Origin of the sequence: Agrobacterium larrymoorei (assembly GCF_005145045.1) — a bacterium.
In the GTDB taxonomy this organism is placed as follows: Bacteria; Pseudomonadota; Alphaproteobacteria; order Rhizobiales; family Rhizobiaceae; genus Agrobacterium; species Agrobacterium larrymoorei.
This window is the reverse complement of sequence record NZ_CP039692.1, coordinates 1,007,598-1,033,719: the sequence shown is the minus strand read 5'-3', so window position 1 is coordinate 1,033,719 and position 26,122 is coordinate 1,007,598. Positions and strand designations below refer to the sequence as shown.

Here is a 26,122-nt window from a genome sequence, read left to right as displayed (position 1 = left end):
GGAGAACGACAATGCCTAAGACGATTATCGTGCCTGAAGGCACAGCCAAACCCATCGCTCCTTTCTCGCCCGGCACGCTGGCAGACGGCGTGGTCTATGTGTCCGGCACGCTGCCCTTCGACAAGAACAATGACGTGGTGCATGTGGGTGACGCGGCAGCGCAAACCCGGCACGTGTTGGATACGATCAAATCCGTGATCGAAAAGGCCGGTGGCACCATGGATGATGTGACGATGAACCACATCTTCATTACCGACTGGGCGAACTATCAGGCGATCAACACGGTCTATGCCGAGTATTTTCCGGGTGACAAGCCCGCGCGCTATTGCATTCAGTGCGGGCTGGTAAAGCCGGATGCGCTGGTGGAAATAGCCACCGTCGCCCATATCGGCGCGTGATCGAGCGCGATCATGGTCTATTTCGATGTGACTGGCAGAAGCGATGCCGGGGCCGAGACGATTATCCTGTCGTCCGGTCTTGGCGGTTCCGGCGCCTATTGGGCACCGCAAATGGAAATGCTCGAGAAGCATTTTCGGGTGGTGACCTATGATCATCAGGGCACGGGCAGAACCGGGGGCGAGGTGCCGGAACATGGCGGGATCTCCGCCATGGCGGATGATGTCATCCGCATCGCCGAGGCGCTTGGCGTCAGCCGTTTTCACCTCATGGGCCACGCGCTTGGTGGCTTGATCGGCCTCGATATCGCATTGCGCCGACCGGAGCTGATCGACCGCCTCGTGCTGATCAACGCCTGGAGCAGGGCCGATCCGCATTCGGGTCGGTGCTTCGATGCGCGCATTGCCTTGCTTGAAAATTCGGGCGTCCAGGCTTTCGTCAAGGCGCAGCCGCTTTTTCTTTACCCGGCTGTCTGGATGTCTGAAAATGCTGAACGCCTTGCGAAGGACGATGCGCATGGTGTGGCGCATTTTCAGGGGAAGACGAATGTGTTGCGACGCATCGCAGCGCTCAGGGCATTCGATGTGGATGCTGATCTCGCAAAGATTAAAGCTGAAACGCTGGTAATCGCGGCGAAGGACGATCTTCTGGTGCCCTATACGCGATCGATCCGCCTTGCCGAAGGATTGGGAAATGCAGAGCTTTCGGTCTTCGAATTCGGCGCACATGCAATGAACATTACCTATGCAGATCAGTTCAACGACGTGGTGGAAGCGTTTCTCGTTGCAGGCAACCGGGCGCTTGCTTGATGACTTGTTAGGAAAGGCAGAGTTAGATGCACATGATGTGTCTTGAAAAGGAAGCCGCAATGGAGATCAAGACTGCGGAGACACGCAGCCTCGACTACAGAAACGCGATGTCGCAGCTTGCCGGTGCGGTCAATATCGTCACCACGGATGGTGCTGCCGGAAGGGCAGGCTTTGCCGCAACGGCTGTTTGCAGCGTTTCGGACAATCCGCCGACACTTCTCGTCTGCATCAACCGTAGTTCATCGGCTCACCGTTTTCTGTTCGAAAACGGCGTCATCTGCGTCAATACGCTTGGCGGAGACCAGGAAAAACTCAGCCAGCTTTTTGGTGGCAAGACGCCTATCGAAGAGCGCTTTGCCGCTGCGGAATGGTCGACGCTGGAAACCGGCGCACCGGTTCTGAAAGGTGCGCTCGCCTCTTTCGATTGCCGCGTGCGCACCATCCATGATGGCAGCACCCACGACATCATCATCTGCGACGTGGTGGATACTGTTATTGGAGAAGGCGAAGAAGCGCTGATCTACTTCAAGCGTAGCTACCGCAAGCTTTAATCCTCAATCGATGCTTTTGCCGAAGCGGGCGAAGCTTTCCTCAAGCACTGTCGTTCCGGCGCCCGGTTTCTGTGGGCGCTTATAGACGCCGTCCTCCACATCCGCCGGTTCTTCGAAGTGATCCTTGATCCAAGGGATATATTCGAGAATGGTGGAGGCGGGATGCCAGTAGCTTAGGTGCACATGCACCTGGCTCATTTCGCCTGCATGGGGCACGACGGGTAGCCGGTGTGCAAGCGCAAGATCGGCTACCTGAATATATTCGGTAATCCCGCCAAGCCGCGTCACGTCGGGCTGCACATAGGCCACTGCTCCGGCGGAGATGAAGGAGCGGAAGGCATCGAGCGTGTAGAGTTGTTCGCCGAGCGCAATCGGGATCGATGTGTTGCGGGCAAGGGTCGCGTGGCTTGCGACATCATCATACCATAACGGCTCTTCGAACCAGTATATATCGAGATCGCGGGCGAGAGCGCAGAAGCGCTGGCATGTCGGCAAATCCCACTTGCCATTGCCATCGATTGCGATGCGGATGGATGAGCCGAGGCGCTCGCGCGTCGCGCTCAGGCGCTCGATGTCGATATTCGGATCGTCGTGGCCGACTTTGATCTTTACCCGGCTAAAGCCATCCTCCTCGATGGCTTTAGCTGCGCCATCGAGCAGAGCCTGTTTGGAAAAAGACAGCCAGCCAATATCGGTGTTGTAAGCTTCCAGCCTGTCGGTGCGCGCGCCGCCGAGATAGCTCCAGAGCGGCAATCCGGCCTTCTTCGCCTTCAAGTCCCAAAGCGCGACATCCACGGCAGCGAGGGCCAGATGGGTGATTCCTGCGCGCCCGACCCATTGAAGCGAAGGATAACGGGCAAGCTTTGTCCAGAGCCGCGTATGATCATTCGCATCCTCGCCGATCAGAAGCGGTGCATAGCAATCGCGAATGCAGGCGGTGATCAGCCTATCGGATGCAAGGTGGGCGTGCGTTCCGGTAAAGCCGTAACCTTCCAGCCCATCCGTGGTCACGATTTTTGTGCCGACGACGCCCCAATGGGTGATGCTGTGGGTGGAATCGGAGATCGAGTCCGATGTCAGCGGCAGATGCAGAATGAATGGGTGAACAGATGCGATTTTCATGATGGATAATCCTCCTCCGATTATCGATTTTCCTGACCCCTCGTCAGCCCTCCAGCCTCTCGAGGTAGGGCAGTTCATCGGGTGAAATGACCTCTGCCACCGCCTGAATGCGCATCATTGCGCGGCTTCTGGAAATCTGCAGATGGCGAACCAGCTCGGCCTTCGCGCCTTCGATATCGCCTGCCAGAAGGCAATCGAAAATCGCCAGATGCTCCGGGAGAAATGGCTCGGTGGCGAACAGGCCCATGGTCCAGTGGTAGAGAAAATGATGCGCGACAAGCAGCGCCTGCGGCAGGCTGATGGCGCGCATCAGCGACTCGTTTCCGCAATAGCCCAGAAGCTGCACATGCAGCTGCTGCTCCAGCGCATCCAGCGTTTCCCCGTCTATGGTATCGACGGTTTGAATGGCGTCCTCCACGTTCTTGCGCAGAGATTGCAGAAGCCCAGGGGGAAGATTTGGAGCCGCCTTTTCCAGTGCTGCGGGCTCCAGCAGCCAGCGAAGCTCGTAAAGTTCTTCGATGTGCCTTGCCGTCAGAGCAGGAGCGTACCAGCGTCCGCTATCATCCTTGCGCACTATGCCGCGTTGCTGAAGGCGGGCAACCACATCGCGCGCCACCGTGCGGCTGACGCCATAGTGCTTGGCAAGAACCGCCTCGTTGATCCGCCAGCTGGCAAGCGATGTGCGCGAAACGATCTCGATTTCGATATTGTCGTAGATCAGCTCCCAGCTGGATTGGGATTGAATATACGGGGTTTCGGCGATGCTTGTGGGGCCCTCATCATTCAAGCCGTCCAGCGTCGATCTGCTTTTGCCAATCACATCATAGCCGCGCGTTTCTGATTTGCGCACGAGGTGGAGCCGCTCCAGTTCTGCAAGCGCCTGGCGTGCGGGAGCGCGGCTTATGCCGAAGCGCGTGGCGACCGTGGTTTCGGTCAGGCGTGCGCCCTGAGCAATGACGCCATTGGCAATGTCCGCGGCGAGAATTTCGCAGGCCCGCCTGTAAAGACGCGGAGCAATGCCGGTCGTTGCGCTCTTCATGCCATGTCCCACGAGGTTCGGTTTCGAACGGATGTCTCTTATTCGTCGAGACAGGGATTGCACGTCCGCAAAATGATGTCTAGTGTATGCATAAGACATTTTTGGAGGGAGGAGCCGGAATGTTGCAGGATGAAGCACATGCGAATGTGCCTCTCACCACGCTTGACCGGTTTTGCCGTGCCGTATTCGCAGCCTGTGGTGCGGACGCGGCAACGGGAGATGCTGCGACCCGTGCCATGATGCATGGCACGCGCTACGGCGTGGATAGCCACGGCGTTCGTCTTCTGGATCATTACGTCACAGCCATGCAGGGCGGTCGCATAAACCGCGCGCCGAACCTCAGAAAAGTCGCGGGGTTCGGTGCAATCGAAACGCTGGATGCGGATAACGCCCATGGCGCGCTTGCTGCCTATACGGCTATGTCCCATGCCACGCAGCTTGCCGGAACCTTCGGCATAGGTGCCGTCGCCATTCGCAATACATCGCATTTCGGCCCGGCAGGAGCCTATTCTCTGGAAGCGGCAAAGCAGGGCTTCATCGGCATAACATTCTGTAATTCCGATAGCTTCGTGCGCCTGCATGATGGCGCGATGCGCTTTCATGGCACCAACCCGATTGCCATCGGCGTGCCAGTGGATGGGGATGATCCATGGCTGCTGGATATGGCGACAAGTTCTATTCCCTATAACCGCGTCCTGCTTTATCGCAGCCTTGGAGTGCCGCTGCCGCAGGCCACGGCTTCCGACGAGGCGGGTCTGGACACGCGTGATGCGGACGCTGCCGCTATGCTGGCGCCGCTTGGTGGCGAGTTCGGTTTCAAGGGTGCGGCGCTTGCTGGCGTTGCGGAAATCTTCAGCGCGGTGCTGACGGGCATGAAGCTCAGCTTCGATATCGCGCCCATGGGCGGGCCGGATTTTTCCACGCCGCGAGGAATGGGCGCTTTCGTTATGGCCTTGAAGCCCGAAGCCTTTCTGGAAAAGCGGGCCTTTGATGCTGGCATGAAGCGATACCTGCAAGTCCTGCGCGATTCTCCGCCGCGAGAAAATGCGCGCGTTATGGCCCCCGGGGATCGTGAGTGGGAAGTTGCCGCAGAGCGGGAGCGCAATGGTGTTTCACTCGATCCGGCAACACGGGAGGCATTTGCCGCGCTTTCAGAGCGTTTCGGAGTTTCCGCGCCATTTGCCTGAGACGCTAGACGAAATTGCACTCAAATCCGAGTGCACGATTGACATCAAGAAATAATCAGCGTTACTAAAGTAACTGGTAAGACCACTTTACCAATAATATGCGGCATCTTGGGAGGAACTTGATGTTTGTGGCATTGGAGCCGCGACGCCTTCACAGGCAGGTTGCGGATCAGATCCGGGCATTGATCGAAACGGGTGAGCTGCGCGATGGCGCGAAGCTTCCGGCGGAACGGGATCTTGCCGAGCGCTTTGCCGTGTCGCGCCCCACCGTTCGGGAAGCCCTGATCGTGCTGGAAGTGGAAGGCTACATTCAGATCAGGATGGGTTCCGGCGTCTATGTCAGCCAGCGCCCGAAGTCGCCGTCGATCCTTCCGGTGGATGATAGCGATGGCCCGTTCGAAATCCTTCAGGCCCGCAGCATCATCGAAAGCGCCATTGCAGAGGAAGCGGCGCGGTTGGCAAAGCCTGAACATATCGTGCTGCTGGATGAGAATCTGGGCCGTATGGAAGCGGCCATCGGTGATGCGGTGAAAATGCTGGTGCATGACCGCGCCTTTCACACGGCGATTACCGATATCATCGGCAACGCCACGCTGCATCGCTTTACCGGCCACATCTTCGACCGGCGCATGACGCCTTATTTCGAGCGTCTGGCCAGCCATTTCGAGGGACCGCACACATGGCGTCTTGCTCTGGAGGAGCACACCGCCATTCGCAATGCGATTGCTAAGAACGATCCCGCAGCGGCAAGGGAGGCCATGCGGCGGCATCTGACGCTTTCGCAAAAGAGATTTTCTGAAAGCTTCGGAGAGGAGGCTTGAGGGAGGGACTGCGCCGCTTGAGCCACGAGCGGTGATGAGAATGAAAATCTGACACTATTTCGGGAGGAGATAAGAAATGACGTTCAGATTGACCAGCCTGCTCGGCGCAACGGCCATGATCGTGGCCTCGGCGCTTTCCGCACAGGCACAGACGGCGCTGAAATGGGCGCATGTTTACGAGACGACCGAGCCATTCCATACAGAATCCGTCTGGGCGGCAAAGGAAATCGAAAAGCGGACCGAGGGCCGCTACAAGATCGACGTGTTCCCGGCTTCGCAGCTTGGTAAGGAAGCCGATATCAATCAGGGACTGAAACTCGGCACTGTCGATATGATCATTTCCGGCTCCAGCTTCGCCGCGCGCGATTCCAAGCCGATTGGCGTGACCTATTTCCCCTATATCTTCCGCAATCCTGAACACCTGATCGCCTATACCAAGAGCGATGTCTTCAAGCGTTTGGCCAAGGGGTATGAAGACAAGACCGGCAATGTCATCACCGCCGTCAGCTATTACGGAACACGCCACACGACATCCAACAAGCCGATTGAAAAATGCAGCGATCTGGCGGGCGTGAAGATGCGCGTGCCGGATGTTCCGGCCTATCTTGCGATGCCCCGCGCCTGCGGCGCGAACACGACGCCGATTGCATTTGCGGAAGTCTATCTCGCGCTTCAGAACGGCACCGTGGACGCGCAGGAAAACCCGCTGACGACCATCGAGGCGAAGAAGTTCTTCGAAGTGCAGAAGAACATCGTCCTGACCGGCCATATCGTGGACCATCTCAACACGGTGATTTCCAAGTCGCGCTGGGCGAGCCTGTCTGACGAAGACAAGAAAATCTTCGTGGAGGTGATGCAGGAAGCGGCAACCAAAACCACCAAGATCATCGAGGAGCGCGAAAAGGCGCTGGTCGAGGACTTCAAGAAGCGTGGCCTGACGGTGACGGAAGTCGACAAGGCGGACTTCGAAAAGAACGTGCTCGAGAAGGTGAAGTTCGAGGACTTCGGCTACGACAAGGCCGATTGGGAAGCGATCCGCGCTATCCAGTAACCATCCCGCATCCACCCGGCGCCGGGATGGCGCCGGGTTACTCTGCCCTGTTTACTGGAGCTATCTGCATGACAGACCAAAAGAACGCGCCCATCAGCGTGGATGAGATGGCGCATGCCTTCGAGGATGAGGTCGTAGAGGTCGATCTTTCCAATTATTCCTTCGAGGACTGGCTGACGTTGCTGGTGTTCTGGGGAATGGCGGCGAGCGTTTTTCTCCAATTCTTCACCCGCTATGCCCTTAATAACAGTCTGGCCTGGACAGAAGAAATTGCGGCGAACTGCCTCGTCGTGGTGGTGTTTCTGGGCTCCGTCATGTGCGTGCGCCAGATGCGCCACATTCAGGTGGACCTGATCTATCGCTTCCTCTCAAAACGCGTAGGCCGCGTGCTGGAAATGATCGTGGACCTCATCAACATCAGCTTCTTTGCCTACATCACTTGGCTAATGTGGCGGTATCTCGAAATCGTCGGCGATGAGCGCATGGTCACCGTCGATCTTCCACGCGGCATCGTGTTCTACACCGTGTTTGCTGGTTTCGTCCTGATGTTCCTTCGTGCAGTGCAGAACTTCATCAAGGACATGACGGGCAAGCAGACGGTGCGTGAACAGGCGAGCGAAGCCATCAATACACAGGGAATTTGAGCATGCTGCTTTTGATCGGTTCGTTTCTGCTGCTCATGATTATCGGCACGCCTGTTGCCGTTTCCATGGCGGTCTCTTCGCTTCTTTACCTCGTTCTTTACGGCGTCGCGCCTGATATCATTGCTGCACAGCGCATGATTGCCGGTGTGGAAAGCTTTCCGCTGATTGCCGTTCCCTTCTTCATTCTCGCTGGCAATCTCATGAATATTGCCGGGGTGACGGGGCGTATCTACCATTTCGCGCTCTCCCTCGTCGGCTGGATGAGGGGTGGTCTGGCGCAGGTCAACATCATCGGCTCCGTCGTCTTTTCCGGCATGTCCGGCACCGCACTAGCCGATGCCGCCGGTATCGGCACCATCGAAATCAAGGCGATGAAGGACCATGGTTACCCGGTGGAGGCCGCAGTCGGCGTCACCGCCGCATCTGCCACGCTTGGCCCAATCTTTCCGCCGTCCCTGCCATTCGTGATTTACGGCATGATGGCCAATGCCTCCATCGGCGCACTGTTCATGGCGGGCATCATTCCAGGCGTCGTCATGACAGTGCTGATGATGATGACGGTCTACGTCTTTGCACGCCGAAAAGGCTGGGGTTCGGACACGCCTTTCGAGCTGAAGCAACTGATGGGCGCTTCGCTAGAAGTGGTTATCGTCCTCTGCTTTCCCGCTGCCGTTTATCTGCTCGTGCTGGCAGGACTGTCAATCAATGTCGCCGTTCTCATCGGCCTCGTCGCGCTCGTCGCTCTGGATTGGTACTTCGATTTCTCGGCAGTGATGGCGCTTATGACGCCCGTCCTGTTGATTGGCGGCATGACGATGGGCTGGTTTACACCGACCGAGGCGGCTGTCGCTGCCGTTATGTGGTCGATGTTCCTCGGTCTTGTGCGCTACCGCACCATGACGATGAAGACGCTGGCCAAAGCGTCCTTCGACACGATTGAAACGACGGCCTCGGTGCTGTTCATCGTAACGGCAGCATCGATTTTCGCCTGGTTGCTGACGGTCAGTCAGGCGGCGCAGCTCTTCTCCGACTTCATCTTTAGCCTGACCGACAATTGGTGGACCTTCCTCATCCTCGTCAATGTCCTGCTGCTGATCGTCGGTGCGTTTCTGGATACGATTGCGGCCATCAGCATTCTTGTGCCTATCCTGATGCCGGTCGCCGCGCGTTATGGCATCGATCCGGTCCATCTCGGTATCATCGTGACGCTGAACCTGATGATCGGGCTTCTGACGCCGCCGGTCGGCATGGTGCTCTTCGTCCTCTCCCGCATTTCGAAAATGTCGGTGGAACGAACGACACTCGCAATCCTGCCATGGATGATACCCCTGTTCATCGCGCTCATTCTGATCACCTTCATTCCGGCGCTGACCATGTGGCTTCCCGCACAAATGGGACTGATCCGCTAAGCCACACCAGTCCGCGCGGCGGATGTCGCGCGGACCTACTTGATCTCAATAAAACAGAAAGCCGATTTGAAAATGCTGACACGCGTCGCGCGTCTTTACGGCAAACGGGACCTCAAGGTCGAAAGCCAGAATTACTCGGAGCCGGATGAAGGCGAGGTTTTGCTGCGCATGGCATCCGGCGGCATTTGCGGCTCGGACCTGCATTATTATCAGGACGGCGGTTTCGGGCCAGTTCAGGTGCGCGAGCCGATCATCTCTGGCCATGAGGCATCCGGTTATGTGGAGAAGCTGGGGGCAGGGGTGAGTGGGTTGACGCTTGGGGCGCTCGTCGCCGTCAATCCTTCGCAGCCCTGCGGAAAGTGCCATTACTGCCAGATCGGCCAGCCGATCCATTGCCTCGACATGCGTTTCATGGGAAGCGCGATGCGCCTGCCGCACGAACAGGGCATGTTTCGCGATCATCTCGTCGTTCCTGCGAAGCAATGCTTCAGCTTTGCAGAAGGTGTAACACCTCATGAGGCTGCCTGCGCGGAGCCGTTGGCGGTGTGCCTTCACGCGGTTGCTCAGGCTGGCGATCTCGACGGCAAAAGCGTGCTGGTGACGGGGGCGGGCCCAATCGGACTTTTGACCGTCGCTGCCGCGCGTCAAGCAGGTGCCGGAGAAATCGTCGTGACCGACCTGGCGGATGCCGCATTGGCACGCGCCCCTGCCATGGGCGCAGCCAGGACGATCAATGTCGCGACCGATGTGCAGGGGCTCGCGCCCTATCAGCAAGCCAAAGGCACTTTCGATGTGGTGTTCGATTGCTCGGCGGCAGGCCCGGCGCTTCGTGCGGCCTTCGCTGCCGTCAAGCCGCGCGGAACCGTGGTACAGGTGGGCGTGACAGGCGATATGACCATTCCGCTCAATATGCTGGTCGGCAAAGAAATCATCTGGCGCGGTTCGCAGCGTTTCGACACGGAATTTGGCGAGGCCGTTTCGCTGATTTCATCGCGGGCCATCGATGTGCGCCCGATTATCTCCCACCATTTCCCGCTTGAAGATGCAGTCGCAGCCTTCGAGCAGGCCGGAGATCGCTCCGTGGCCTGCAAGGTGCAGATCACCTTCGGCGATCAGAATTGATTTTCAGAGGATAAAAGCATGAGACATACATGGCGCTGGTTCGGGCCGGTGGACAGGGTAACGGTTCGGGATGCGGCGCAGGCTGGTGCGGTTGGCATCGTCAGCGCGCTGCACCATATCCCGACAGGCGATGTCTGGCCGGTCGATGAAATCCAGAAACGGCATGAGGAAATCGAGGCGGGCGGCCTCTACTGGGATGTGGTGGAGAGCGCGTGGATGTCGGAGGACATCAAGACGCAGACTGGGGACTGGAAACAGCACATCACCAACTGGAAAGAGACGCTGCGCCGCCTCTCCGCCAGCGGTATTCGCACCGTCTGCTACAATTTCATGCCGGTGCTGGATTGGACGCGCACCGATCTGCGCTGGGAAACCCGCCATGGCGCAAAAGCCATGCGCTTCGATCTGACGGACTTTGTGGCTTTCGATATTCACATCCTGAAACGGCCCGATGCAGCATCGGATTATCCCGAATGGCTGGTGGAGGAGGCCGCGAGGCGTTTTGCCGAAATGCCGGATGCGAAGATTGCGGCACTTGGCCGGAATATCGGCGCTGGCCTGCCGGGCTCCGCCGATGGATATACGCTCGATCAACTACTGGAAAAGCTCCGAACCTATCACGGCATCGACCGCGCCAGACTTCAGCAGAACCTCGTGGATTTTCTGAGCGAAGTCGTGCCGGTGGCGGAAGAGGTGGGCATCAATCTCTGCGCCCATGGAGACGATCCGCCCTGGCCGCTGCTCGGCCTGCCGCGCATTCTCTCCACGGAAGAGGACTATGCGCATATGCTGAGCCAGGTCGATAGCCGCGCCAATGGCGTAACGCTGTGCACCGGCTCGCTCGGCGCGCGACAGGATAATGACCTGCCTTTCATCGCCAAGCGTTTTGCCGAACGCATTCATTTCGTTCACCTGCGCAATGTCACGCGTGACACGGACACGGTGCCGTGCTCCTTCTTCGAGGACGAGCATTTGGAGGGCGGTACGGATATGGTCGCTGTTATTGCGGCGCTTCTGGCAGAGGAAAAGCGCCGTAAGGAGGCTGGCCTCTCCGATCACCAGATACCCATGCGTCCCGATCACGGACAGGAAATTCTTGACGATATTACACGCGGAGCGCAGCCGGGTTACCCGGCTATCGGACGTCTCAAGGGCCTGGCCGAGCTTCGCGGTATCGAACGCGCACTTCTTCATCCGCAATATGGACGTGTTTGATTATGAGCAGATTGTCTTCCTCCACCGTGCTGCCTGACCATGTTGCGCGCCCAAGCTATGAACGGAGCCAGCTGAAGCCCGGCATCCTGCATATGGGGCTCGGTGCGTTTCACCGCGCGCATCAGGCGGTCTATACGCAGCGGGCACTGTCGCAGAACTTCGGCGCTTGGGGCATCGTCGCGGTCAATCTCCGCTCGCCGGAGCCGGTGCAGGCGCTTGCCGAACAGGACGGGCTCTATTCCGTCATCGTCAGAAGCGCCGATGGGGATACGGCGGAAGTCATTGGCTCAACCGTCGATTGGCTTTGCGCAGCAGAGCGTGGCGCAGATGTTCTGGATTATCTTGGGCGCGAAGATATCCGTATCGTGACGCTGACGGTCAGCGAAAAAGCCTACGGGCTCGACCCCGTAACGGGCGGCCTCGATCTCAAACATCCATCCATTGCCGCCGACCTTGCAAATCCGCATGCGCCCGTAGGTGCCGTGGGTTTTCTGGTAGAAGGTCTGGCGCGGCGTCGTGAGAACGGTCTGCCGCCTTACACGGTTCTATGCTGCGATAATCTGCCGTCAAACGGCCATGTGGTGCGCAGGCTGGTGCTTGAGATGGCAGAGCGGCGCGACCCGGACCTTGCGCATTGGATTGCCGAGAACGGAAAATTCCCATGCAGCATGGTGGACCGTATCGTACCGGCTGCGGCGAATGAGAGCCGCGCGCGCGCCAAGGCTCTGCTTGGTGTGGACGATACTTTGTCCATCGAAACGGAACCCTTCATGCAGTGGGTGATCGAGGACGATTTCGTGTCCGGTCGTCCAGCATGGGAAGCGGGCGGTGCGGTTTTTGCGGAGGCCGTCGAGCCCTATGAGAAGATGAAGCTGCGGCTTCTCAACGGTCCGCACACGATGATCGCCCATCTCGGCATTCTGCACGATCTGGAGTTCGTCCGCGATGTCATGGCCGTCCCGGATTTCGTCGCCAAGGTGAAGCGCCACATGCAGGCGGCGGTGAAGACGCTCGATCCAGTTCCGGGCATCGACTTGCCAGCCTATATGGATGAGTTGATCGAGCGTTTCGCCAACCCGACCATTGCGCATCGCACGGTACAAATCGCCATGGACACCAGCCAGAAGGTGCCCCAGCGCATTCTGGCTGCGACTGCGGAAACGCTGGAAGCGGGAGGGGATGCGGCGGAATTCGCCTACGCTGTCGCACTCTGGATCGCCTCTATTCATAAGCGGGGCGATTTAAACGACCCACGCCGGGATGAAATACTGGCGGCGGCAGGCAGGGTGGATTCGAAAGATCCTTCGGCGGCATTCTTTGAAGTCGATGGGCTGTTTCTTCCTGCCCTTGTTCAGAACAGAGCGTGGCGCGATCTGGTGAATAAGGAGCTCAAGCGACTTCGCTTCTGACCTTTGTCTAGAAACGTAACAAAAAACCCGGCGATCATCTCGCCGGGTTTTTCATTTTTATAGTGTCGAACCTCAGTCCATCTTATGGATGTCCCGGTCCTTCGTTTCCGGCAGGAACAGCAGGCCGATGACCAGCGTGATGCCTGCGAAGATGATCGGGTACCAGAGGCCGTAATAGATATCGCCCTTGGCGGCGCTCATCGCGAAGGCCGTTGCAGGCAGAAGGCCGCCGAACCAGCCGTTACCGATGTGGTAGGGCAGGGACATGCCGGAGTAGCGGATACGGGTCGGGAACAATTCGACCAGAAGCGCTGCTATCGGGCCGTAGACCATCGTCACATAGATGACGAGAACGGTGAGCACGGCGATGATGACGATCCAGTTCACGGCTGCCGGGTCGGCAACCATGGCGAAGGTGCCGCCGCCTGCAACCGTGTAGACTGCCATTTCCGTTGCGCCATTGGCCTCGGCAGGTGTCAGCAGCTTGTCTGCCACCAGCTTGTCCACCGGAACTGTCTTGGCTGGCGTGGCACGAACCGCATCGGCATTGAGGCCAAGTTCCGGGTTAGCCGCGACGAACGCATCGAGTTTCGCGGCAGGCACCTGGGCCGCACCGCGCACCAGCGGATAACCCCCATCATGCAGGGCAATGTTGATCTGCTTCTGGAAAGCGCGATCCTTGGCGGCTGCGTCCGCGCCTGCGGTCGTAGCGTCATAGCTGGTGACGGTGTCGTTACCGATTTTCACCGTTGCTGGCTGTCCTGCCGGGCCTTCGACGACGTCGTAAGGAACGGAGTTTCTGGTCAGGAAGGATGTAGCGATATCGCAGGACGTAGTGAATTTCGCCGTGCCTGTCGGGTTGAACTGGAATTTGCAATCGCCCGGTGCCGCAGTCACGGTCGCACGAACCGAAGCCTGAGCCTGCGCAAGAGCAGGGTTACCTGCCCATGTCAGCGCCTTGAACAGCGGGAAATAGGTCAGCATCGCTAGTACGAGGCCGGCCATGATGATCGGCTTGCGACCGACCTTATCGGAGAGCCAGCCGAAGAGAAGAAAGAAGCCGGTGCCGAGCAGAAGCGCGCAGGCAACCATGATGTTGGCCGACTGACCATCCACCTTCAGAATGCTCTGCAGGAAGAACAGCGCGTAGAACTGGCCCGTGTACCAGACGACAGCCTGACCAATGACGGCGCCGACGAGCGCGATGATCGCGATCTTGGCATTTTTCCACTGGCCGAAAGCTTCGCTGAGCGGCGCCTTGGAGGTTTTGCCTTCTTCCTTCATCTTCTTGAAGGCAGGGGATTCGTTCATCTTCAGACGAATCCAGACGGAAACGCCGAGCAGAATCACGGACAGCAGGAACGGAATGCGCCAGCCCCAGGCAGCGAATGCTTCCTTGCCGACGGCAAACTGAACACCGAGAATGACGACGAGCGACAGGAACAGACCGAGCGTTGCCGTGGTCTGGATCCATGAGGTGTAATAACCGCGACGGCCATTCGGGGCATGTTCGGCTACATAGGTTGCCGCACCGCCATATTCACCACCGAGTGCAAGGCCCTGAAGCATGCGCAGGATGATGAGGATGATCGGGGCCGCGATGCCGATCTGCTGGGCACCGGGCAGAATGCCGACCACGAAGGTCGAAAAGCCCATGATCAGAATGGTGACGAGGAAGGTATATTTACGACCGACGATATCGCCGAGACGACCGAAAACCAGCGCGCCGAACGGGCGAACGAGGAAGCCCGCTGCAAAAGCGAGAAGCGCGAAGATGTTTCGCGTCGTTTCAGGATACTGGCTGAAGAAGTTCGCGCCGATATAGATGGCCAGCGAACCGTAGAGATAGAAATCGTACCACTCGAAAACCGTACCGAGGGAAGACGCGAAGATGACCTTCTTCTCCTCCCCCGTCATGGGGCGGGCTTTTTCCGCTCCCGTCGCTGCTATGTTTGCCATTGTCTGTCCTCCACAGATATCGAGATGACACATCGCAACGGCCCAGCTCCCCCCGGACCATGCAAAAAGGCGCGATGCACCTGATGGCAGAGTGACAGAAAATTAACGAAAGGAAGAGCGATGCTTTCGGCTTATGACTTTAGTCTAATGTTTTCGATGCCGGAAATTTCACGCGCGCGCGACATTCGGGGGAAGCAGTACGGATTTCCCTCGCCTTTGCGCTTGACAGAAAAGCCAAACACCATAATAGCTTTCGCCTGAAAAGGAGCACGATCTTGATCGGACATGTCCAGGACATGGTTGTCATGCATAATCCGGCAGAGCGTGCCGGTGAGCCATCGTGCTTTTCTCATTTTACCCGAATTACGGCCAAAACGACGATTAAAACCGTCTAACGTCTCTGGCCCGCCGCTCTCTCCCCGGTATGGTCGGGGAAGAAGGAAGCCGCAGTCTTGCGGGTTCCCCTCACCAAAAAGAGGAGAGGCAGAAAGAGAGCTTGATCATGGGTTTCAAAGTAGCAATCGCAGGCGCCACCGGTAATGTCGGTCGCGAAATGCTGAACATTCTGGCTGAACGCGGCTTTCCCGCCGACGAAGTCGTAGCGCTGGCCTCTGCCCGCAGCCAGGGCACGGAAGTTTCTTACGGCGACCGCACGCTGAAGGTCTCCAACATGGAGAATTACGATTTCTCCGATACCGATATCTGCCTGATGTCGGCTGGTGGCGATGTCTCCAAGAAGTGGTCCCCGAAGATCGGCGCGCAGGGCTGCGTCGTCATCGATAACTCGTCTGCATGGCGCTACGATCAGGACGTTCCGCTGATCGTGCCGGAAGTCAATGCTGATGCCGTCGAAGGCTTCACCAAGAAGAACATCATTGCCAACCCGAATTGCTCCACGGCGCAGCTCGTTGTAGCGCTCAAGCCGCTGCATGATGCCGCCAAGATCAAGCGCGTCGTCGTTTCCACCTACCAGTCCGTGTCCGGTGCCGGCAAGGAAGGCATGGACGAGCTGTTCCAGCAGACCCGCGCCGTCTTCGTGGCTGACCCGGTCGAATCCAAGAAGTTCACCAAGCGCATCGCCTTCAACGTCATTCCGCACATCGACGTGTTCATGGAAGACGGCTACACGAAGGAAGAGTGGAAGGTTCTGGCAGAAACCAAGAAGATGCTGGACCCGAAGATCAAGGTAACCTGCACGGCTGTTCGCGTTCCGGTTTTCATCGGCCACTCTGAATCCGTCAACATCGAGTTCGAAAACGAGATCACCGCGGATCAGGCGCGCGATATCCTTCGCGAAGCACCGGGCTGCCTCGTCATCGACAAGCATGAAAACGGTGGCTACATCACGCCGGTCGAATCCGCTGGTGAAGATGCGACCTATATTTCGCGTATCCGCGAAGACGCGACTGTCGAAAACGGTCTCAACATCTGGGTGGTTTCCGACAACCTGCGCAAGGGTGCCGCGCTGAACGCCATCCAGATTGCAGAGCTGCTCGTCAATCGTGGCCTCATCAAGCCGCGCAAGGCTGCTGCCTGATACGCTTTTTTAACAAAACTTAACTATAACCCGTCCGTTACATTCGAGAATGGACGGGTTTATAATTTTGATGCTTATCACGGCCAGTTTATTTGCTGGTTATAGAGACGATAGGCAATTTGAGCCTCTTCAATTCTCGCTGACAAGGCGAATAGGGCTAGGGCAAACCCCCTCAATATATCAAAGGCAGACTCTGATGCGGGCAATAAAGGCATTATCCATCGGCGCGGCAGCGAGTGCATTTCTGGCGGCAGCGCCGGTTATGGCAGCCCAGTGCGGCAATACCTCGGCAGGTTTTGGCAACTGGTTGCAGTCGTTCAAGCAGGAGGCCGTCGGTCGCGGCGTCAGCGCTTCGGTTCTGGATCGTGCCTTCTCTGGTGTCTCCTATAATCAGGCAACCATTCGCGCCGACCGTGGTCAGCACAGCTTCAAGCTCTCCTTCGACCAGTTCATGCAGAAGCGCGGTGGCCAGGCCATCATTTCGCGCGGCAAGGCAATGAAGAAGAACAACGCCGCGCTGTTTGCCAATATCGAACGCGCTTACGGTGTTCCTGCCGGTCCGCTGCTTGCGATCTGGGGCATGGAAACCGGCTTTGGCGGCTTCATGGGCAACCAGCATACGCTCTCCGCCGTCGCAACGCTGTCTTACGATTGCCGTCGTTCGGATTATTTCACCGAGCAGCTCTATGCCGCTCTGAAGCTCGTCGGTAACGGCTCGCTCAACGTCAACGCCAAGGGTGCTGCCCATGGCGAAATCGGCCAGACGCAGTTCCTGCCTCTCAACGTAGTTCGTTACGGTGTGGACTTCGACCGCGATGGACGTATCGATCTCGTCGGTTCGCGCGCCGATGCACTTGCTTCGACGGCGAACTTCCTCGTCGGTCACGGCTGGCAGCGCGGTGCAGGCTACCAGCAGGGCCAGACGAATTTTTCAGCCATTCAGGGCTGGAACGCGGCAAGCGTCTACCAGCAGTCCATCGCTTACATCGGCAAGGCAATCGACGGCCAATAAGCTCGGCGTGCCGTCACGGCGCATTACGCTCTAATTCAAGCAAAAGCCCGAAGATCGAAACCGATCTTCGGGCTTTGTCTTTTTCATCTACCGATGATGCGTAAGCTTACACTGTGGGGCGGCGGAAATCGCCGGACTTGTCCATCACCCACAATTCGCCGGTCGAAATATCGAACCACGCGCCGTGCAGCTTGACCTTGCCTGCGGCCTCCTGCGCCTTGACGAAGGGGAAGCCGCGCAGGTTGTTGATGGAGTTGCGGATGGAAACGCGCTCCAGCGCGGTCTGGCGCTCTCCAGCCGTCATCACATCATTGCTCTGGATTTGTTCCGCGGCCGACTTTACGAGGTTCATCCAGCGACCGATGAAATCGCCCGGAGAGAGCGATTCGAAATTCGGATCGAGCGCTGCCTGAATACCGCCACAGCGGCCATGGCCCATGACCACGATGTCCTTCACCTTCAGAACCTGAACGGCATATTCAATAGCCGCTGAGGTGGCGTGGAACTGTCCATCCGGCTCGAAAGGCGGCACCATGTTGGCCACGTTTCTCACCACGAAAAGCTCACCCGGACCGCAATCGAAGATCGTCTCCGGCGCGGAGCGGGAATCACAACAGGCAATGAAAAGCGTTTGCGGCTTCTGGCCCGTCTCCGCCAGAACGCGATATCTTTCGCGCTCATCGACATAGCGGCCATTCATGAAGTTCTTGTAGCCGTTGAGAAGGTATTCTGGAAAATCTTTCATGATTTGCAGTACCGTTTTGTTCTGTAGCCGTGATCGATAATCGACCGGGCGCGTGGAAGCTGAACGCTATTTGCCCTTGCTGTGCGCAGGATGCAAGAGATGACGCATCGGAACGGCCCGGAGGGTGTGGAAAGTCGGGGAGTTTCGAGCGTAGCGACGAATCAGCACTCCGAGGGACCTGGGGATTTCCGCGACGGCACGCCTGTCGACATGTCCTTAAAAGCAGAAGTACACGCTGTGACGGGTCGTCATCTAAGCATCAAATTATTGATGTATCATCAAGAATATGAGTGAAGAAGATTTGGTGGAGCTAAGCGGGATCGAACCGCTGACCTCTTGCATGCCATGCAAGCGCTCTCCCAGCTGAGCTATAGCCCCATAAAGGGTTCCGGTATTTCTTGATCCGGTTCCGGGAACCGAAGCGGTTGTTCCGTTCGGTGGCGGCTTGATACTTCTGCAGGATGAAGATGGCAAGCCGAAAAATTCGCCCGGCGACATTTTTTTGTGGCCGGGCGAAAAAATGTAACGAAATCAGGACTCGTCGTCGTCGCCGCCGACGCCGATGATGCCGGAAACGTCGTCGTCGTCTTCATCTTCGTCTGCTTCGAGGAAGGTGTCGTCGTCATCGTCGATTTCGACGTCGTCGTCATCGCCCATGTCCGGAATGTCGTCGCCGCTGTTGTCGCCGTCAGCGTCTTCCAGCGAAACGAGTTCGACGTCCGTGTTTTCGGTATCGACTTCCTGGACGTCCTCTTCCTCGGCCTGTTCCATCTTGGCCTGAGCCGTGGTTTCCTCGAAGAAGGAAAGCGGCCAGGATTTGCCGGTGTAAGGGGAAACGACCGGATCGCGGTTCAGGTCGTAGAATTTCTTGCCGGTATCCGGGTCGGTACGCTTGGTTCCAAGTTCCGCTTTTGCCACTGTCAAAGCCTCGAATTTTTGAATGAGTTCGGTCTTAACGCCGTGAAACCGGCAGTAGACGGTAAATTTCTAGCCGGTCCCCTTAATCGTTGCGGTGTTGCCTGTCAAAGATAAACTGCAATGAAGGGCGGCGTTGAAGTTTTTGCCGCCTGCGGGGTGAATGCGCGCATTCTTTATGATAATGCCCCGCACCTAAGGCAACGTCCATTCGAGATTTCGTTCCCATGACATTTATTATCGCCATCGATGGTCCGGCAGCCGCAGGAAAAGGCACGCTTTCGCGGAGACTTGCCGAAGTCTACGGCTTTCATCACCTCGATACCGGCCTGACCTATCGCGCCACGGCAAACGCCTTGCTCGATGCAGGGCAGCCGCTGGATGATGAAGACATTGCCGAGGCGACAGCGCGTCACCTCGATCTCGGCGGGCTTGACCGCACTGTTCTTGCCAGACATGAGGTCGGTGAGGCCGCCTCGAAAGTCGCTGTCATGCCCGCGGTGCGACGGGCACTGGTGGAGGCGCAGCGCAAATTTTCCCAGCGCGAGCCCGGTTCGGTGCTGGATGGCCGCGATATCGGAACGGTGGTGTGCCCGGATGCTCCGGTGAAGCTCTATGTGACGGCCTCGCCCGAGGTTCGCGCGAGACGTCGTTTCGATGAGATTATCGCCGGTGGCGGGCAGGCGGATTACGAGGCGGTTTTCGCAGATGTGAAGAAGCGTGATGAGCGCGATATGGGTCGTGCTGATAGTCCTTTGAAACCAGCAGAAGACGCGCACTTGCTTGATACGTCGGAAATGAGTATAGAGGCGGCGTTTCAGGCAGCGAAAGCCATTATCGACGCTGCCTTGAAGAAATGAGAATTCTCGGGAACCGGTCGATCCGGTTTTCGTTTTGGAATATCCCGAAAGCATGCCCTGCGCCGAAAGCCTCCTGAAATATGAGGCGGGCATGGATTTTGGGAGTGATCAACGCAAACCCCGGCGCTTGTGTGTTCCTTCGTGAACACTTCAGGAGATTTAATGTCAGTAGCTACCCCCACGCGCGACGATTTCGCAGCCCTGCTCGAAGAGTCCTTTGCTTCCAACGATCTGGCCGAAGGCTACGTTGCCAAGGGCATCGTAACGGCCATCGAAAAGGATGTCGCGATCGTTGACGTTGGCCTCAAGGTCGAAGGCCGCGTTCCGCTGAAGGAATTCGGTGCCAAGTCCAAGGACGGCACGCTGAAAGTCGGCGACGAAGTCGAAGTCTATGTCGAGCGCATCGAAAACGCTCTGGGCGAAGCCGTTCTGTCGCGCGAGAAGGCTCGCCGCGAAGAGAGCTGGGTCAAGCTCGAAGCCAAGTTCGAAGCTGGCGAGCGCGTCGAAGGCGTTATCTTCAACCAGGTCAAGGGTGGTTTCACCGTCGATCTGGACGGCGCTGTTGCCTTCCTTCCGCGCTCTCAGGTGGACATCCGCCCGATCCGCGACGTAACGCCTCTGATGCACAACCCGCAGCCCTTCGAAATCCTCAAGATGGACAAGCGCCGTGGCAACATCGTCGTTTCCCGTCGTACGGTTCTGGAAGAGTCCCGTGCAGAACAGCGTTCTGAAATCGTTCAGAACCTGGAAGAAGGTCAGGTTGTTGACGGCGTCGTCAAGAACATCACCGATTACGGTGCGTTCGTTGACCTCGGCGGCATCGACGGCCTGCTGCACGTTACCGACATGGCATGGCGCCGCGTCAACCATCCTTCGGAAATCCTCAACATTGGCCAGCAGGTCAAGGTTCAGATCATCCGCATCAACCAGGAAACCCACCGCATCTCGCTCGGCATGAAGCAGCTCGAGTCGGATCCATGGGATGGCATCTCCGCCAAGTACCCGGTTGGCAAGAAGATCTCCGGTACCGTTACGAACATCACCGACTACGGTGCATTCGTAGAGCTGGAGCCGGGCATCGAAGGCCTGATCCACATTTCCGAAATGTCCTGGACCAAGAAGAACGTACATCCCGGCAAGATCCTGTCCACGAGCCAGGAAGTCGACGTTGTCGTTCTCGAAGTCGATCCGTCCAAGCGCCGTATCTCGCTCGGCCTCAAGCAGACGCTGGAAAACCCATGGCAGGCATTTGCCTACAGCCATCCGGCCGGCACTGAAGTTGAAGGCGAAGTCAAGAACAAGACCGAATTCGGCCTGTTCATTGGCCTCGAAGGCGATGTCGACGGCATGGTTCACCTGTCCGATCTGGACTGGAACCGTCCGGGCGAACAGGTCATCGAAGAGTACAACAAGGGCGATGTCGTCAAGGCTGTCGTTCTGGATGTTGACGTCGAGAAGGAGCGTATCTCGCTCGGTATCAAGCAGCTCGGCAAGGATGCTGTCGGCGAAGCCGCAACATCTGGCGAACTGCGCAAGAACGCCGTTGTTTCCGCTGAAGTTATCGGCGTGAACGAAGGCGGTATCGAAGTGAAGCTCGTCAACCACGAAGACCTGACCTCGTTCATCCGTCGCGCTGACCTGTCTCGCGACCGTGATGAGCAGCGTCCTGAGCGCTTCTCGGTTGGCCAGACTGTCGACGCACGCGTCGTCAACTTCTCCAAGAAGGATCGCAAGGTCATGCTTTCGATCAAGGCTCTGGAAATCGCAGAAGAGAAGGAAGCTGTTGCTCAGTTCGGTTCGTCCGACAGCGGCGCTTCCCTCGGCGATATCCTTGGCGCGGCTCTGAAGAACCGCGGAGAGTAATCGTCAGCCTCTATGAATTGAAGAACCCGCCGGAGCGATCCGGCGGGTTTTTTATTTGATATTGTGGAAGTGCGACACTTCAGGCGAAGTTGCTCATTCGCAGATAATAGGATTCGGCGTCACCCACGCGGCCATCCTCGTGTGCCCCGTCTGAGAGCGACTGATCGACATTCGCATCATTGGCAGCGGTTCGTTCTTCCTGTTGTGCCTCGTCTTCGGCATGCTGATCTTCAGGATAGCCCTGCTCGCCCTCGGCTTCGCTTTCAGAAGAAGGCCATCTGCCACGGTGCGGAGCGTCGGACTCTTCCTCTTCCTTCTCGATTGGGTAGTTGACGAAAGGAAGTGGCGTGGCTTCCTTAGTCACAAGGGATGCGACGGCTGATTGCAATAGCGGCTGGTCGAGGATCGCCGTTTTGGCGTCCGCCGCCGTCGCTGCTCTTGCGGCGAGATGCATGTCCTGCCGCAATGCCGATGCCGCCTCTTGTGTCTCGGCCTGCGCGGCATCGGCGCCTGCCGGAGCCGGAGAGGCAGATGCGGGATTGTGCTTGGGCGCCTGCTCGGCATGGGGTTCCGGTTGCGGAAGCTGTGATGTCAATGGGGAAGCGGTAGGCGGCGTCTCTGCGCTTTGCGGCAGCTTGCCAAGCAGAACGGCCAGCAACAGCTTTTCCATGTCCTGCGGGCTTGCACCGCGAAACTGCTCGGCGGTGATAAAGGCGTTCGCCGCAGCCAGTGGCGCGCCCGCCGCGATGAGCTTCGCTGCAATGGGATTGGCCTCATCGATCTCAGCTGCGGGCAATGCGGTGTTTTGAACAATGACAGCTGGCTTTGCCTGCGCCGCAATTGGAGCAGTCGGTACAGGTGCGGCTGGTTCAGCGGCTTTGTACACGCCGGAACCAGCTGGACTGCCAGCCGGCAGCGGCATTTTTTCCGGTAAGCTCGTCGTCTGTACGGGGAGCGCAGGTGCAAGTGGCTTTGCGAGGTTTTGAGCGGTGGTATTCGGTTGAGCTGCCGATGTTGTCAGCTGCGGGCTTGGCTTGTGTGTTTCACCCTCAATCGGCGTAATGGGCGGTTTTGCTGCTGCCGCAACACTATTGCCTTGTGCTTGCTCAACTTGCTGGGCAGCTGGTGCAACGCTCAGTGGGCTTGATGCTGGTGCCTGCGGTTGACCTGCGGTGGCGGGGCGGAAAATGAGGGCTGGCTCATCCGGCTGGATGTCCTGCAAATAGGCGGGCAGGGCTGGTTTCGCGCCATCGCCGGTTTGTGTGGCGCGCGCGATTTCAAACAGCGCGGCCAGTCTGGCGGCATCCGGCCCGGAGGCATTTTTCAGCGCCTCTATCAGAATTGAAACCGTCATCCCCTTGAGAAGTGAGCCGAGCTGCTTTTCAAGTGAGGCCAACTGGTCGGCGGGCAGCGCCTGCATGGTTGCCACAAGGCGGCCCACATAGGCGTCTGCGGTTTCGCCATCCATACGCGCGATGTTCAACAGCTTGCCGAGCGTCTCGGCCAAAATCGTGCCGCCCTGCTGAAGTTGCAGCTCGCCGGATAGGGCACGCGCCACAGCCGCGGGAGAGGAGGCAGATGTATCCTGTGTGACTTGAGGGAGGCTCGGCACAGTGACGGCAGTGTTCGTCGGCTCCGAACGCGGAGCCGCAGCCGAAAAGGAGAAATCCCCCGCTGAGACGGCAGTGACAGGCGGCAGCATGAAACGATCCCTTTCACCCGGTGCGTGCTGCTCACATCTCAGCGCTTCATCGGGTTTGAAATGGCTCACGTTCCTCAGGTAGAGCCCATGACGACACAGGTGCTATTTCGTCCGCTCATGCGGCGGATGATCGTGGCTGCAAGCAACAAGGCAGCAGCGACAATAGAATCATCGACAACAAGAATGGCGGCTAAAGATTAACGCACCGCTAACCATGTTTAGCGGGCTGTTAAACATGTTCCGCGTCTGGCAGCACTTCTCAATTTAGCTATGAGCAAAAATATCCGTATCTTCCCAGCCAAGAAGATCAAGCTTCGAGCGGGTGGGAAGGAAGGCGAAACAGGCTGTCGCGTGATCGTAGCGACCATCGCGGATCAGGCGCTGGGTAAGCTTGTCGCGCAACGCGTGTAGATGCAGAACGTCGGACGCCGCATATTCCAATTGCGCCTGCGAAAGCGTTTCCGCCGCCCAGTCGGAAGATTGCTGCGCCTTGGAGATATCGATTTCCAGCATCTCCTTCAAATTGTCCTTCAGCCCGTGGCGATCCGTATAGGTGCGGCACAGCCGCGAGGCGATCTTGGTGCAGAAGACGGGCGTGGTGGTAACGCCGAAAGTGTAAAACAGGACGGCGATATCGAAGCGCCCATAGTGGAAAATCTTCTCTCGCGCCGGGTCCTCTAACATGGCGGTCAGGTTCGGCGCTGCCTTCTGACCGGCTGCGATGCGCACGACATCGGCTGTCCCGTCACCGGGAGAAAGCTGGACCACGCAAAGCCTGTCGCGCCGCGGCACCAGCCCCAATGTCTCCGTATCGACCGCGATGGCGCCCGTGTAGCGAGCGGCATCGCTCGCGGAAATATCGCCTTCGTGATAACGGATCTTGGCAGCCATCGGGTACTCCGGTTACGCGTTTTACTTCCCCGGCTATAGCGCAAAGTCTCTTCCGGCGATACCGCTTTCGCCACGCTGTGGCCTTGCCTTGCGCGATAATGACGGTCTACGTTGGCGGACACGAAATTCTCTTAACCGAATGCCAATTATTCATGACAAAGAAAATTTATCTCGCCGGACCGGAAGTTTTTCTCCCGAACGCCCGTGAAATGCTCGATGCCAAGGCCTTACTCGCTCGTGAAGCCGGTTTCATCCCGCTCTCTCCGGGGGATTTGCAAATTCCGCCGGCAGATACCAAGGTGGGCCATGGCTGCAACATCAACGCCATCGATGAGCAGATGATGCTGGAGGCAGACGCGGTTATTGCCAATCTGACGCCTTTCCGGGGAATAGCTGCCGATACCGGCACGAGCTACGAACTTGGCTTTATGTGCGCGCTAGGCAAGCCCGTTTTTGCCTATACCAATATCGCCGCGAACCACTTTTCGCGCATCCGCGACCATTATGTGGGCGCAGTCACCCTGGGCGAGGATGGTCGTTATCGCGGTCCAGATGGGCTTTCCGTGGAAAATTTCGACATGGTCGACAATCTGATGCTGCATGGTGGCATTCTTCGCCGCGGCGGCAGTGTCGTGGTTGGCGATGCGCAGCCACAGGACCTATATACGGTCCTCACGGCATTCAGGGAATGCCTGGTCTTGGCCGCGGCAAAGCTTCTTTGAACATGAAATACGAGCGGAGCATTTGACATGACAGGTACGATTCTCATCACGGGCGCCACATCCGGCTTTGGATTTTCCACCGCGAAGCTTTTCGCAAGCCATGGCTGGAAGGTGATTGGCACGGGTCGGCGTGCGGAGCGTCTGGACGCTTTAAAAGAGGAGCTCGGTGCATCCTTCCACGGCATGGTGTTCGATATCACCGATGAAACCGGCATGCGTGCGGCTTTCGCGGCGCTTCCTGCGGAATTCAGGAATATCGATGTGCTGGTTAACAATGCAGGCCTTGCGCTTGGCACCAAGCCCGCACCCGATGTGCCGCTGAGCGACTGGCACACCATGGTCAACACCAACATTACCGGCCTGTTGAACATCACGCATCATCTGCTTCCAACGCTCATCGAGCGTCGCGGTATCGTCGTCAATCTCTCGTCTGTTGCGGCACATTGGCCCTATGCAGGCGGCAATGTCTATGCTGGCACGAAGGCGTTTCTCCATCAGTTCTCGCTGGGCTTGCGGGCAGATCTGCACGGAAAAGGCGTTCGCATTACCTCGATCGAACCGGGCATGTGCGAAACGGAGTTTACCGTCGTTCGCACCGGCGGCGATCAGAATGCATCCGACAATCTCTACAAAGGCGTCAACCCAATCGTTCCGGAAGACATTGCCAACACCATTCACTGGGTCGTGTCGCAGCCGAAGCACGTGAATATCAATAGCATCGAGATGATGCCGGTGAACCAGTCCTTTGCAGGCTTTCAGGTACATCGCGACGTTTGAGTCGCCGATAATGCGCGAGTGCTGAAAAACAGGGCAGTCTCTTTCAAGCTATGCAAATCTGCATTGCTGCATTGCGAGAGTTGCTCTGTTAAAAATCGTCAGGATCGCTATATTCAAATCATCGAAGCGACGCACTCCTCCTCCCAGCGTCGCGAGATGTGGATCGGCAACACTCCTCCTCCCAGTTGTCGATCAAGTTTAAAGCCTGCCGCACCTCCTCCCGCGGCAGGCTTTTTCCTTTTTAGCGACCTTGTTTTTCCCCGACATGATTTTGCAGAAGCGGCGTGACGCGAGATTAAGTCTCGCGCCTGTTAGAGCGTTTCCTTGTTAAATGGAAACATTCTGTTGGTTGAAACGGCTCACC

General features: G+C 57.7%; 24 protein-coding genes and 1 tRNA gene. 17 read left to right on the top strand and 8 right to left on the bottom strand.

The window, feature by feature from the left end; genetic code table 11:
* The first annotated feature begins 11 nt into the window (after positions 1 to 11).
* The 3 genes from rutC to CFBP5473_RS19065 are packed head-to-tail and all read left to right on the top strand — an operon-like array spanning position 12 to position 1,756.
* Entirely contained in the window at positions 12 to 398 is a 387-nt protein-coding gene (gene rutC, locus CFBP5473_RS19075) for a pyrimidine utilization protein C (RefSeq protein ID WP_027674733.1), read from the top strand.
* A 12-nt stretch (positions 399 to 410) separates the two neighbouring features.
* Positions 411 to 1,205 (top strand): pyrimidine utilization protein D, encoded by a 795-nt coding sequence (gene rutD, locus CFBP5473_RS19070; RefSeq protein WP_027674734.1) that lies wholly within the window; start codon positions 411 to 413, stop codon positions 1,203 to 1,205.
* Positions 1,206 to 1,231: 26 nt separating this feature from the next.
* On the top strand, positions 1,232 to 1,756 hold the full coding sequence (locus tag CFBP5473_RS19065) for a flavin reductase (RefSeq protein WP_027674735.1): 525 nt from the start codon (positions 1,232 to 1,234) through the stop codon (positions 1,754 to 1,756).
* Between the two features lie 3 nt (positions 1,757 to 1,759).
* Here CFBP5473_RS19065 and CFBP5473_RS19060 read toward each other — a convergent pair whose 3' ends face one another.
* A complete protein-coding gene (locus CFBP5473_RS19060; RefSeq protein WP_027674736.1) occupies positions 1,760 to 2,878 on the bottom strand; it encodes a mandelate racemase/muconate lactonizing enzyme family protein in 1,119 nt (372 codons plus the stop codon).
* A 43-nt stretch (positions 2,879 to 2,921) separates the two neighbouring features.
* Positions 2,922 to 3,917 carry a GntR family transcriptional regulator gene (locus CFBP5473_RS19055; RefSeq protein ID WP_051441222.1) on the bottom strand — a complete coding sequence of 332 codons (996 nt, stop codon included), beginning with the start codon at positions 3,915 to 3,917 and terminating at the stop codon, positions 2,922 to 2,924.
* A gap of 119 nt (positions 3,918 to 4,036) precedes the next feature.
* On the opposite strand from CFBP5473_RS19055, the gene CFBP5473_RS19050 reads away from it, so the two are divergent.
* The 8 genes from CFBP5473_RS19050 to CFBP5473_RS19015 all read left to right on the top strand — a co-directional run bounded on the left by CFBP5473_RS19050 (position 4,037) and on the right by CFBP5473_RS19015 (position 12,775).
* Entirely contained in the window at positions 4,037 to 5,104 is a 1,068-nt protein-coding gene (locus CFBP5473_RS19050) for an Ldh family oxidoreductase (protein WP_037170848.1), read from the top strand.
* A 122-nt stretch (positions 5,105 to 5,226) separates the two neighbouring features.
* On the top strand, positions 5,227 to 5,925 hold the full coding sequence (locus CFBP5473_RS19045) for a FadR/GntR family transcriptional regulator (RefSeq protein ID WP_027674738.1): 699 nt from the start codon (positions 5,227 to 5,229) through the stop codon (positions 5,923 to 5,925).
* Positions 5,926 to 6,001: 76 nt separating this feature from the next.
* Positions 6,002 to 6,976: a sialic acid TRAP transporter substrate-binding protein SiaP gene (locus tag CFBP5473_RS19040; RefSeq protein WP_027674739.1), complete on the top strand. Its 975-nt coding sequence runs from the start codon at positions 6,002 to 6,004 to the stop codon at positions 6,974 to 6,976.
* Between the two features lie 68 nt (positions 6,977 to 7,044).
* Positions 7,045 to 7,620: a TRAP transporter small permease gene (locus CFBP5473_RS19035; RefSeq protein WP_027674740.1), complete on the top strand. Its 576-nt coding sequence runs from the start codon at positions 7,045 to 7,047 to the stop codon at positions 7,618 to 7,620.
* Between the two features lie 2 nt (positions 7,621 to 7,622).
* The gene (locus tag CFBP5473_RS19030) at positions 7,623 to 9,029 is read left to right on the top strand and encodes a TRAP transporter large permease (RefSeq protein WP_027674741.1); all 1,407 of its coding nucleotides are present in this window, start codon (positions 7,623 to 7,625) and stop codon (positions 9,027 to 9,029) included.
* A gap of 72 nt (positions 9,030 to 9,101) precedes the next feature.
* On the top strand, positions 9,102 to 10,151 hold the full coding sequence (locus tag CFBP5473_RS19025; RefSeq protein ID WP_027674742.1) for an L-idonate 5-dehydrogenase: 1,050 nt from the start codon (positions 9,102 to 9,104) through the stop codon (positions 10,149 to 10,151).
* A gap of 18 nt (positions 10,152 to 10,169) precedes the next feature.
* A complete protein-coding gene (gene uxuA / locus CFBP5473_RS19020; protein ID WP_027674743.1) occupies positions 10,170 to 11,366 on the top strand; it encodes a mannonate dehydratase in 1,197 nt (398 codons plus the stop codon).
* Positions 11,366 to 12,775, top strand: a complete 1,410-nt coding sequence (locus tag CFBP5473_RS19015) for a mannitol dehydrogenase family protein (RefSeq protein ID WP_413228982.1) — start codon at positions 11,366 to 11,368, stop codon at positions 12,773 to 12,775. The genes uxuA and CFBP5473_RS19015 overlap by 1 nt, the downstream gene beginning before the upstream one ends.
* A gap of 72 nt (positions 12,776 to 12,847) precedes the next feature.
* Here CFBP5473_RS19015 and CFBP5473_RS19010 read toward each other — a convergent pair whose 3' ends face one another.
* A complete protein-coding gene (locus CFBP5473_RS19010; RefSeq protein WP_027674745.1) occupies positions 12,848 to 14,734 on the bottom strand; it encodes an MFS transporter in 1,887 nt (628 codons plus the stop codon).
* A 502-nt stretch (positions 14,735 to 15,236) separates the two neighbouring features.
* Here CFBP5473_RS19010 and CFBP5473_RS19000 point away from each other — a divergent pair.
* Both CFBP5473_RS19000 and CFBP5473_RS18995 read left to right on the top strand, forming a co-directional pair.
* Positions 15,237 to 16,271, top strand: coding sequence for an aspartate-semialdehyde dehydrogenase (locus CFBP5473_RS19000; protein WP_027674746.1), 1,035 nt, complete (start codon positions 15,237 to 15,239; stop codon positions 16,269 to 16,271).
* A 196-nt stretch (positions 16,272 to 16,467) separates the two neighbouring features.
* Positions 16,468 to 17,283, top strand: coding sequence for a lytic murein transglycosylase (locus CFBP5473_RS18995; RefSeq protein ID WP_027674747.1), 816 nt, complete (start codon positions 16,468 to 16,470; stop codon positions 17,281 to 17,283).
* Positions 17,284 to 17,389: 106 nt separating this feature from the next.
* On the opposite strand, the gene CFBP5473_RS18990 is transcribed toward CFBP5473_RS18995, so the two are convergent.
* The 3 genes from CFBP5473_RS18990 to CFBP5473_RS18980 form a co-directional block, all read right to left on the bottom strand.
* Entirely contained in the window at positions 17,390 to 18,028 is a 639-nt protein-coding gene (locus CFBP5473_RS18990; RefSeq protein ID WP_027674748.1) for a carbonic anhydrase, read from the bottom strand.
* 302 nt (positions 18,029 to 18,330) lie between these two features.
* Positions 18,331 to 18,406: transfer RNA gene (locus CFBP5473_RS18985), tRNA-Ala, on the bottom strand.
* A gap of 153 nt (positions 18,407 to 18,559) precedes the next feature.
* Positions 18,560 to 18,946 carry a TIGR02300 family protein gene (locus CFBP5473_RS18980; RefSeq protein ID WP_027674749.1) on the bottom strand — a complete coding sequence of 129 codons (387 nt, stop codon included), beginning with the start codon at positions 18,944 to 18,946 and terminating at the stop codon, positions 18,560 to 18,562.
* Positions 18,947 to 19,170: 224 nt separating this feature from the next.
* Between CFBP5473_RS18980 and cmk the strand changes: the two genes are divergently transcribed.
* Positions 19,171 to 19,803 carry a (d)CMP kinase gene (gene cmk / locus CFBP5473_RS18975; RefSeq protein WP_027674750.1) on the top strand — a complete coding sequence of 211 codons (633 nt, stop codon included), beginning with the start codon at positions 19,171 to 19,173 and terminating at the stop codon, positions 19,801 to 19,803.
* Between the two features lie 162 nt (positions 19,804 to 19,965).
* Entirely contained in the window at positions 19,966 to 21,666 is a 1,701-nt protein-coding gene (rpsA, locus tag CFBP5473_RS18970) for a 30S ribosomal protein S1 (RefSeq protein ID WP_027674751.1), read from the top strand.
* Between the two features lie 79 nt (positions 21,667 to 21,745).
* Here rpsA and CFBP5473_RS18965 read toward each other — a convergent pair whose 3' ends face one another.
* Entirely contained in the window at positions 21,746 to 23,368 is a 1,623-nt protein-coding gene (locus CFBP5473_RS18965) for a hypothetical protein (protein WP_027674752.1), read from the bottom strand.
* A 264-nt stretch (positions 23,369 to 23,632) separates the two neighbouring features.
* The gene (locus CFBP5473_RS18960; protein ID WP_027674753.1) at positions 23,633 to 24,259 is read right to left on the bottom strand and encodes a ribonuclease D; all 627 of its coding nucleotides are present in this window, start codon (positions 24,257 to 24,259) and stop codon (positions 23,633 to 23,635) included.
* A gap of 152 nt (positions 24,260 to 24,411) precedes the next feature.
* On the opposite strand from CFBP5473_RS18960, the gene CFBP5473_RS18955 reads away from it, so the two are divergent.
* Positions 24,412 to 24,981 carry a nucleoside 2-deoxyribosyltransferase gene (locus tag CFBP5473_RS18955; RefSeq protein ID WP_027674754.1) on the top strand — a complete coding sequence of 190 codons (570 nt, stop codon included), beginning with the start codon at positions 24,412 to 24,414 and terminating at the stop codon, positions 24,979 to 24,981.
* A gap of 27 nt (positions 24,982 to 25,008) precedes the next feature.
* Positions 25,009 to 25,758, top strand: coding sequence for an SDR family oxidoreductase (locus tag CFBP5473_RS18950; RefSeq protein ID WP_027674755.1), 750 nt, complete (start codon positions 25,009 to 25,011; stop codon positions 25,756 to 25,758).
* Positions 25,759 to 26,122: the final 364 nt, after the last annotated feature.

Coding starts and splice junctions, on each gene's coding strand:
- rutC (WP_027674733.1), top strand. CDS start 12: ATGCCTAAGACGATTATCGTGCCTGAAGGCACAGCCAAACCCATCGCT.
- rutD (WP_027674734.1), top strand. CDS start 411: ATGGTCTATTTCGATGTGACTGGCAGAAGCGATGCCGGGGCCGAGACG.
- CFBP5473_RS19065 (WP_027674735.1), top strand. CDS start 1,232: ATGCACATGATGTGTCTTGAAAAGGAAGCCGCAATGGAGATCAAGACT.
- CFBP5473_RS19060 (WP_027674736.1), bottom strand. CDS start 2,878: ATGAAAATCGCATCTGTTCACCCATTCATTCTGCATCTGCCGCTGACA.
- CFBP5473_RS19055 (WP_051441222.1), bottom strand. CDS start 3,917: ATGAAGAGCGCAACGACCGGCATTGCTCCGCGTCTTTACAGGCGGGCC.
- CFBP5473_RS19050 (WP_037170848.1), top strand. CDS start 4,037: ATGTTGCAGGATGAAGCACATGCGAATGTGCCTCTCACCACGCTTGAC.
- CFBP5473_RS19045 (WP_027674738.1), top strand. CDS start 5,227: ATGTTTGTGGCATTGGAGCCGCGACGCCTTCACAGGCAGGTTGCGGAT.
- CFBP5473_RS19040 (WP_027674739.1), top strand. CDS start 6,002: ATGACGTTCAGATTGACCAGCCTGCTCGGCGCAACGGCCATGATCGTG.
- CFBP5473_RS19035 (WP_027674740.1), top strand. CDS start 7,045: ATGACAGACCAAAAGAACGCGCCCATCAGCGTGGATGAGATGGCGCAT.
- CFBP5473_RS19030 (WP_027674741.1), top strand. CDS start 7,623: ATGCTGCTTTTGATCGGTTCGTTTCTGCTGCTCATGATTATCGGCACG.
- CFBP5473_RS19025 (WP_027674742.1), top strand. CDS start 9,102: ATGCTGACACGCGTCGCGCGTCTTTACGGCAAACGGGACCTCAAGGTC.
- uxuA (WP_027674743.1), top strand. CDS start 10,170: ATGAGACATACATGGCGCTGGTTCGGGCCGGTGGACAGGGTAACGGTT.
- CFBP5473_RS19010 (WP_027674745.1), bottom strand. CDS start 14,734: ATGGCAAACATAGCAGCGACGGGAGCGGAAAAAGCCCGCCCCATGACG.
- CFBP5473_RS19000 (WP_027674746.1), top strand. CDS start 15,237: ATGGGTTTCAAAGTAGCAATCGCAGGCGCCACCGGTAATGTCGGTCGC.
- CFBP5473_RS18995 (WP_027674747.1), top strand. CDS start 16,468: ATGCGGGCAATAAAGGCATTATCCATCGGCGCGGCAGCGAGTGCATTT.
- CFBP5473_RS18990 (WP_027674748.1), bottom strand. CDS start 18,028: ATGAAAGATTTTCCAGAATACCTTCTCAACGGCTACAAGAACTTCATG.
- cmk (WP_027674750.1), top strand. CDS start 19,171: ATGACATTTATTATCGCCATCGATGGTCCGGCAGCCGCAGGAAAAGGC.
- rpsA (WP_027674751.1), top strand. CDS start 19,966: ATGTCAGTAGCTACCCCCACGCGCGACGATTTCGCAGCCCTGCTCGAA.
- CFBP5473_RS18965 (WP_027674752.1), bottom strand. CDS start 23,368: ATGCTGCCGCCTGTCACTGCCGTCTCAGCGGGGGATTTCTCCTTTTCG.
- CFBP5473_RS18960 (WP_027674753.1), bottom strand. CDS start 24,259: ATGGCTGCCAAGATCCGTTATCACGAAGGCGATATTTCCGCGAGCGAT.
- CFBP5473_RS18955 (WP_027674754.1), top strand. CDS start 24,412: ATGACAAAGAAAATTTATCTCGCCGGACCGGAAGTTTTTCTCCCGAAC.
- CFBP5473_RS18950 (WP_027674755.1), top strand. CDS start 25,009: ATGACAGGTACGATTCTCATCACGGGCGCCACATCCGGCTTTGGATTT.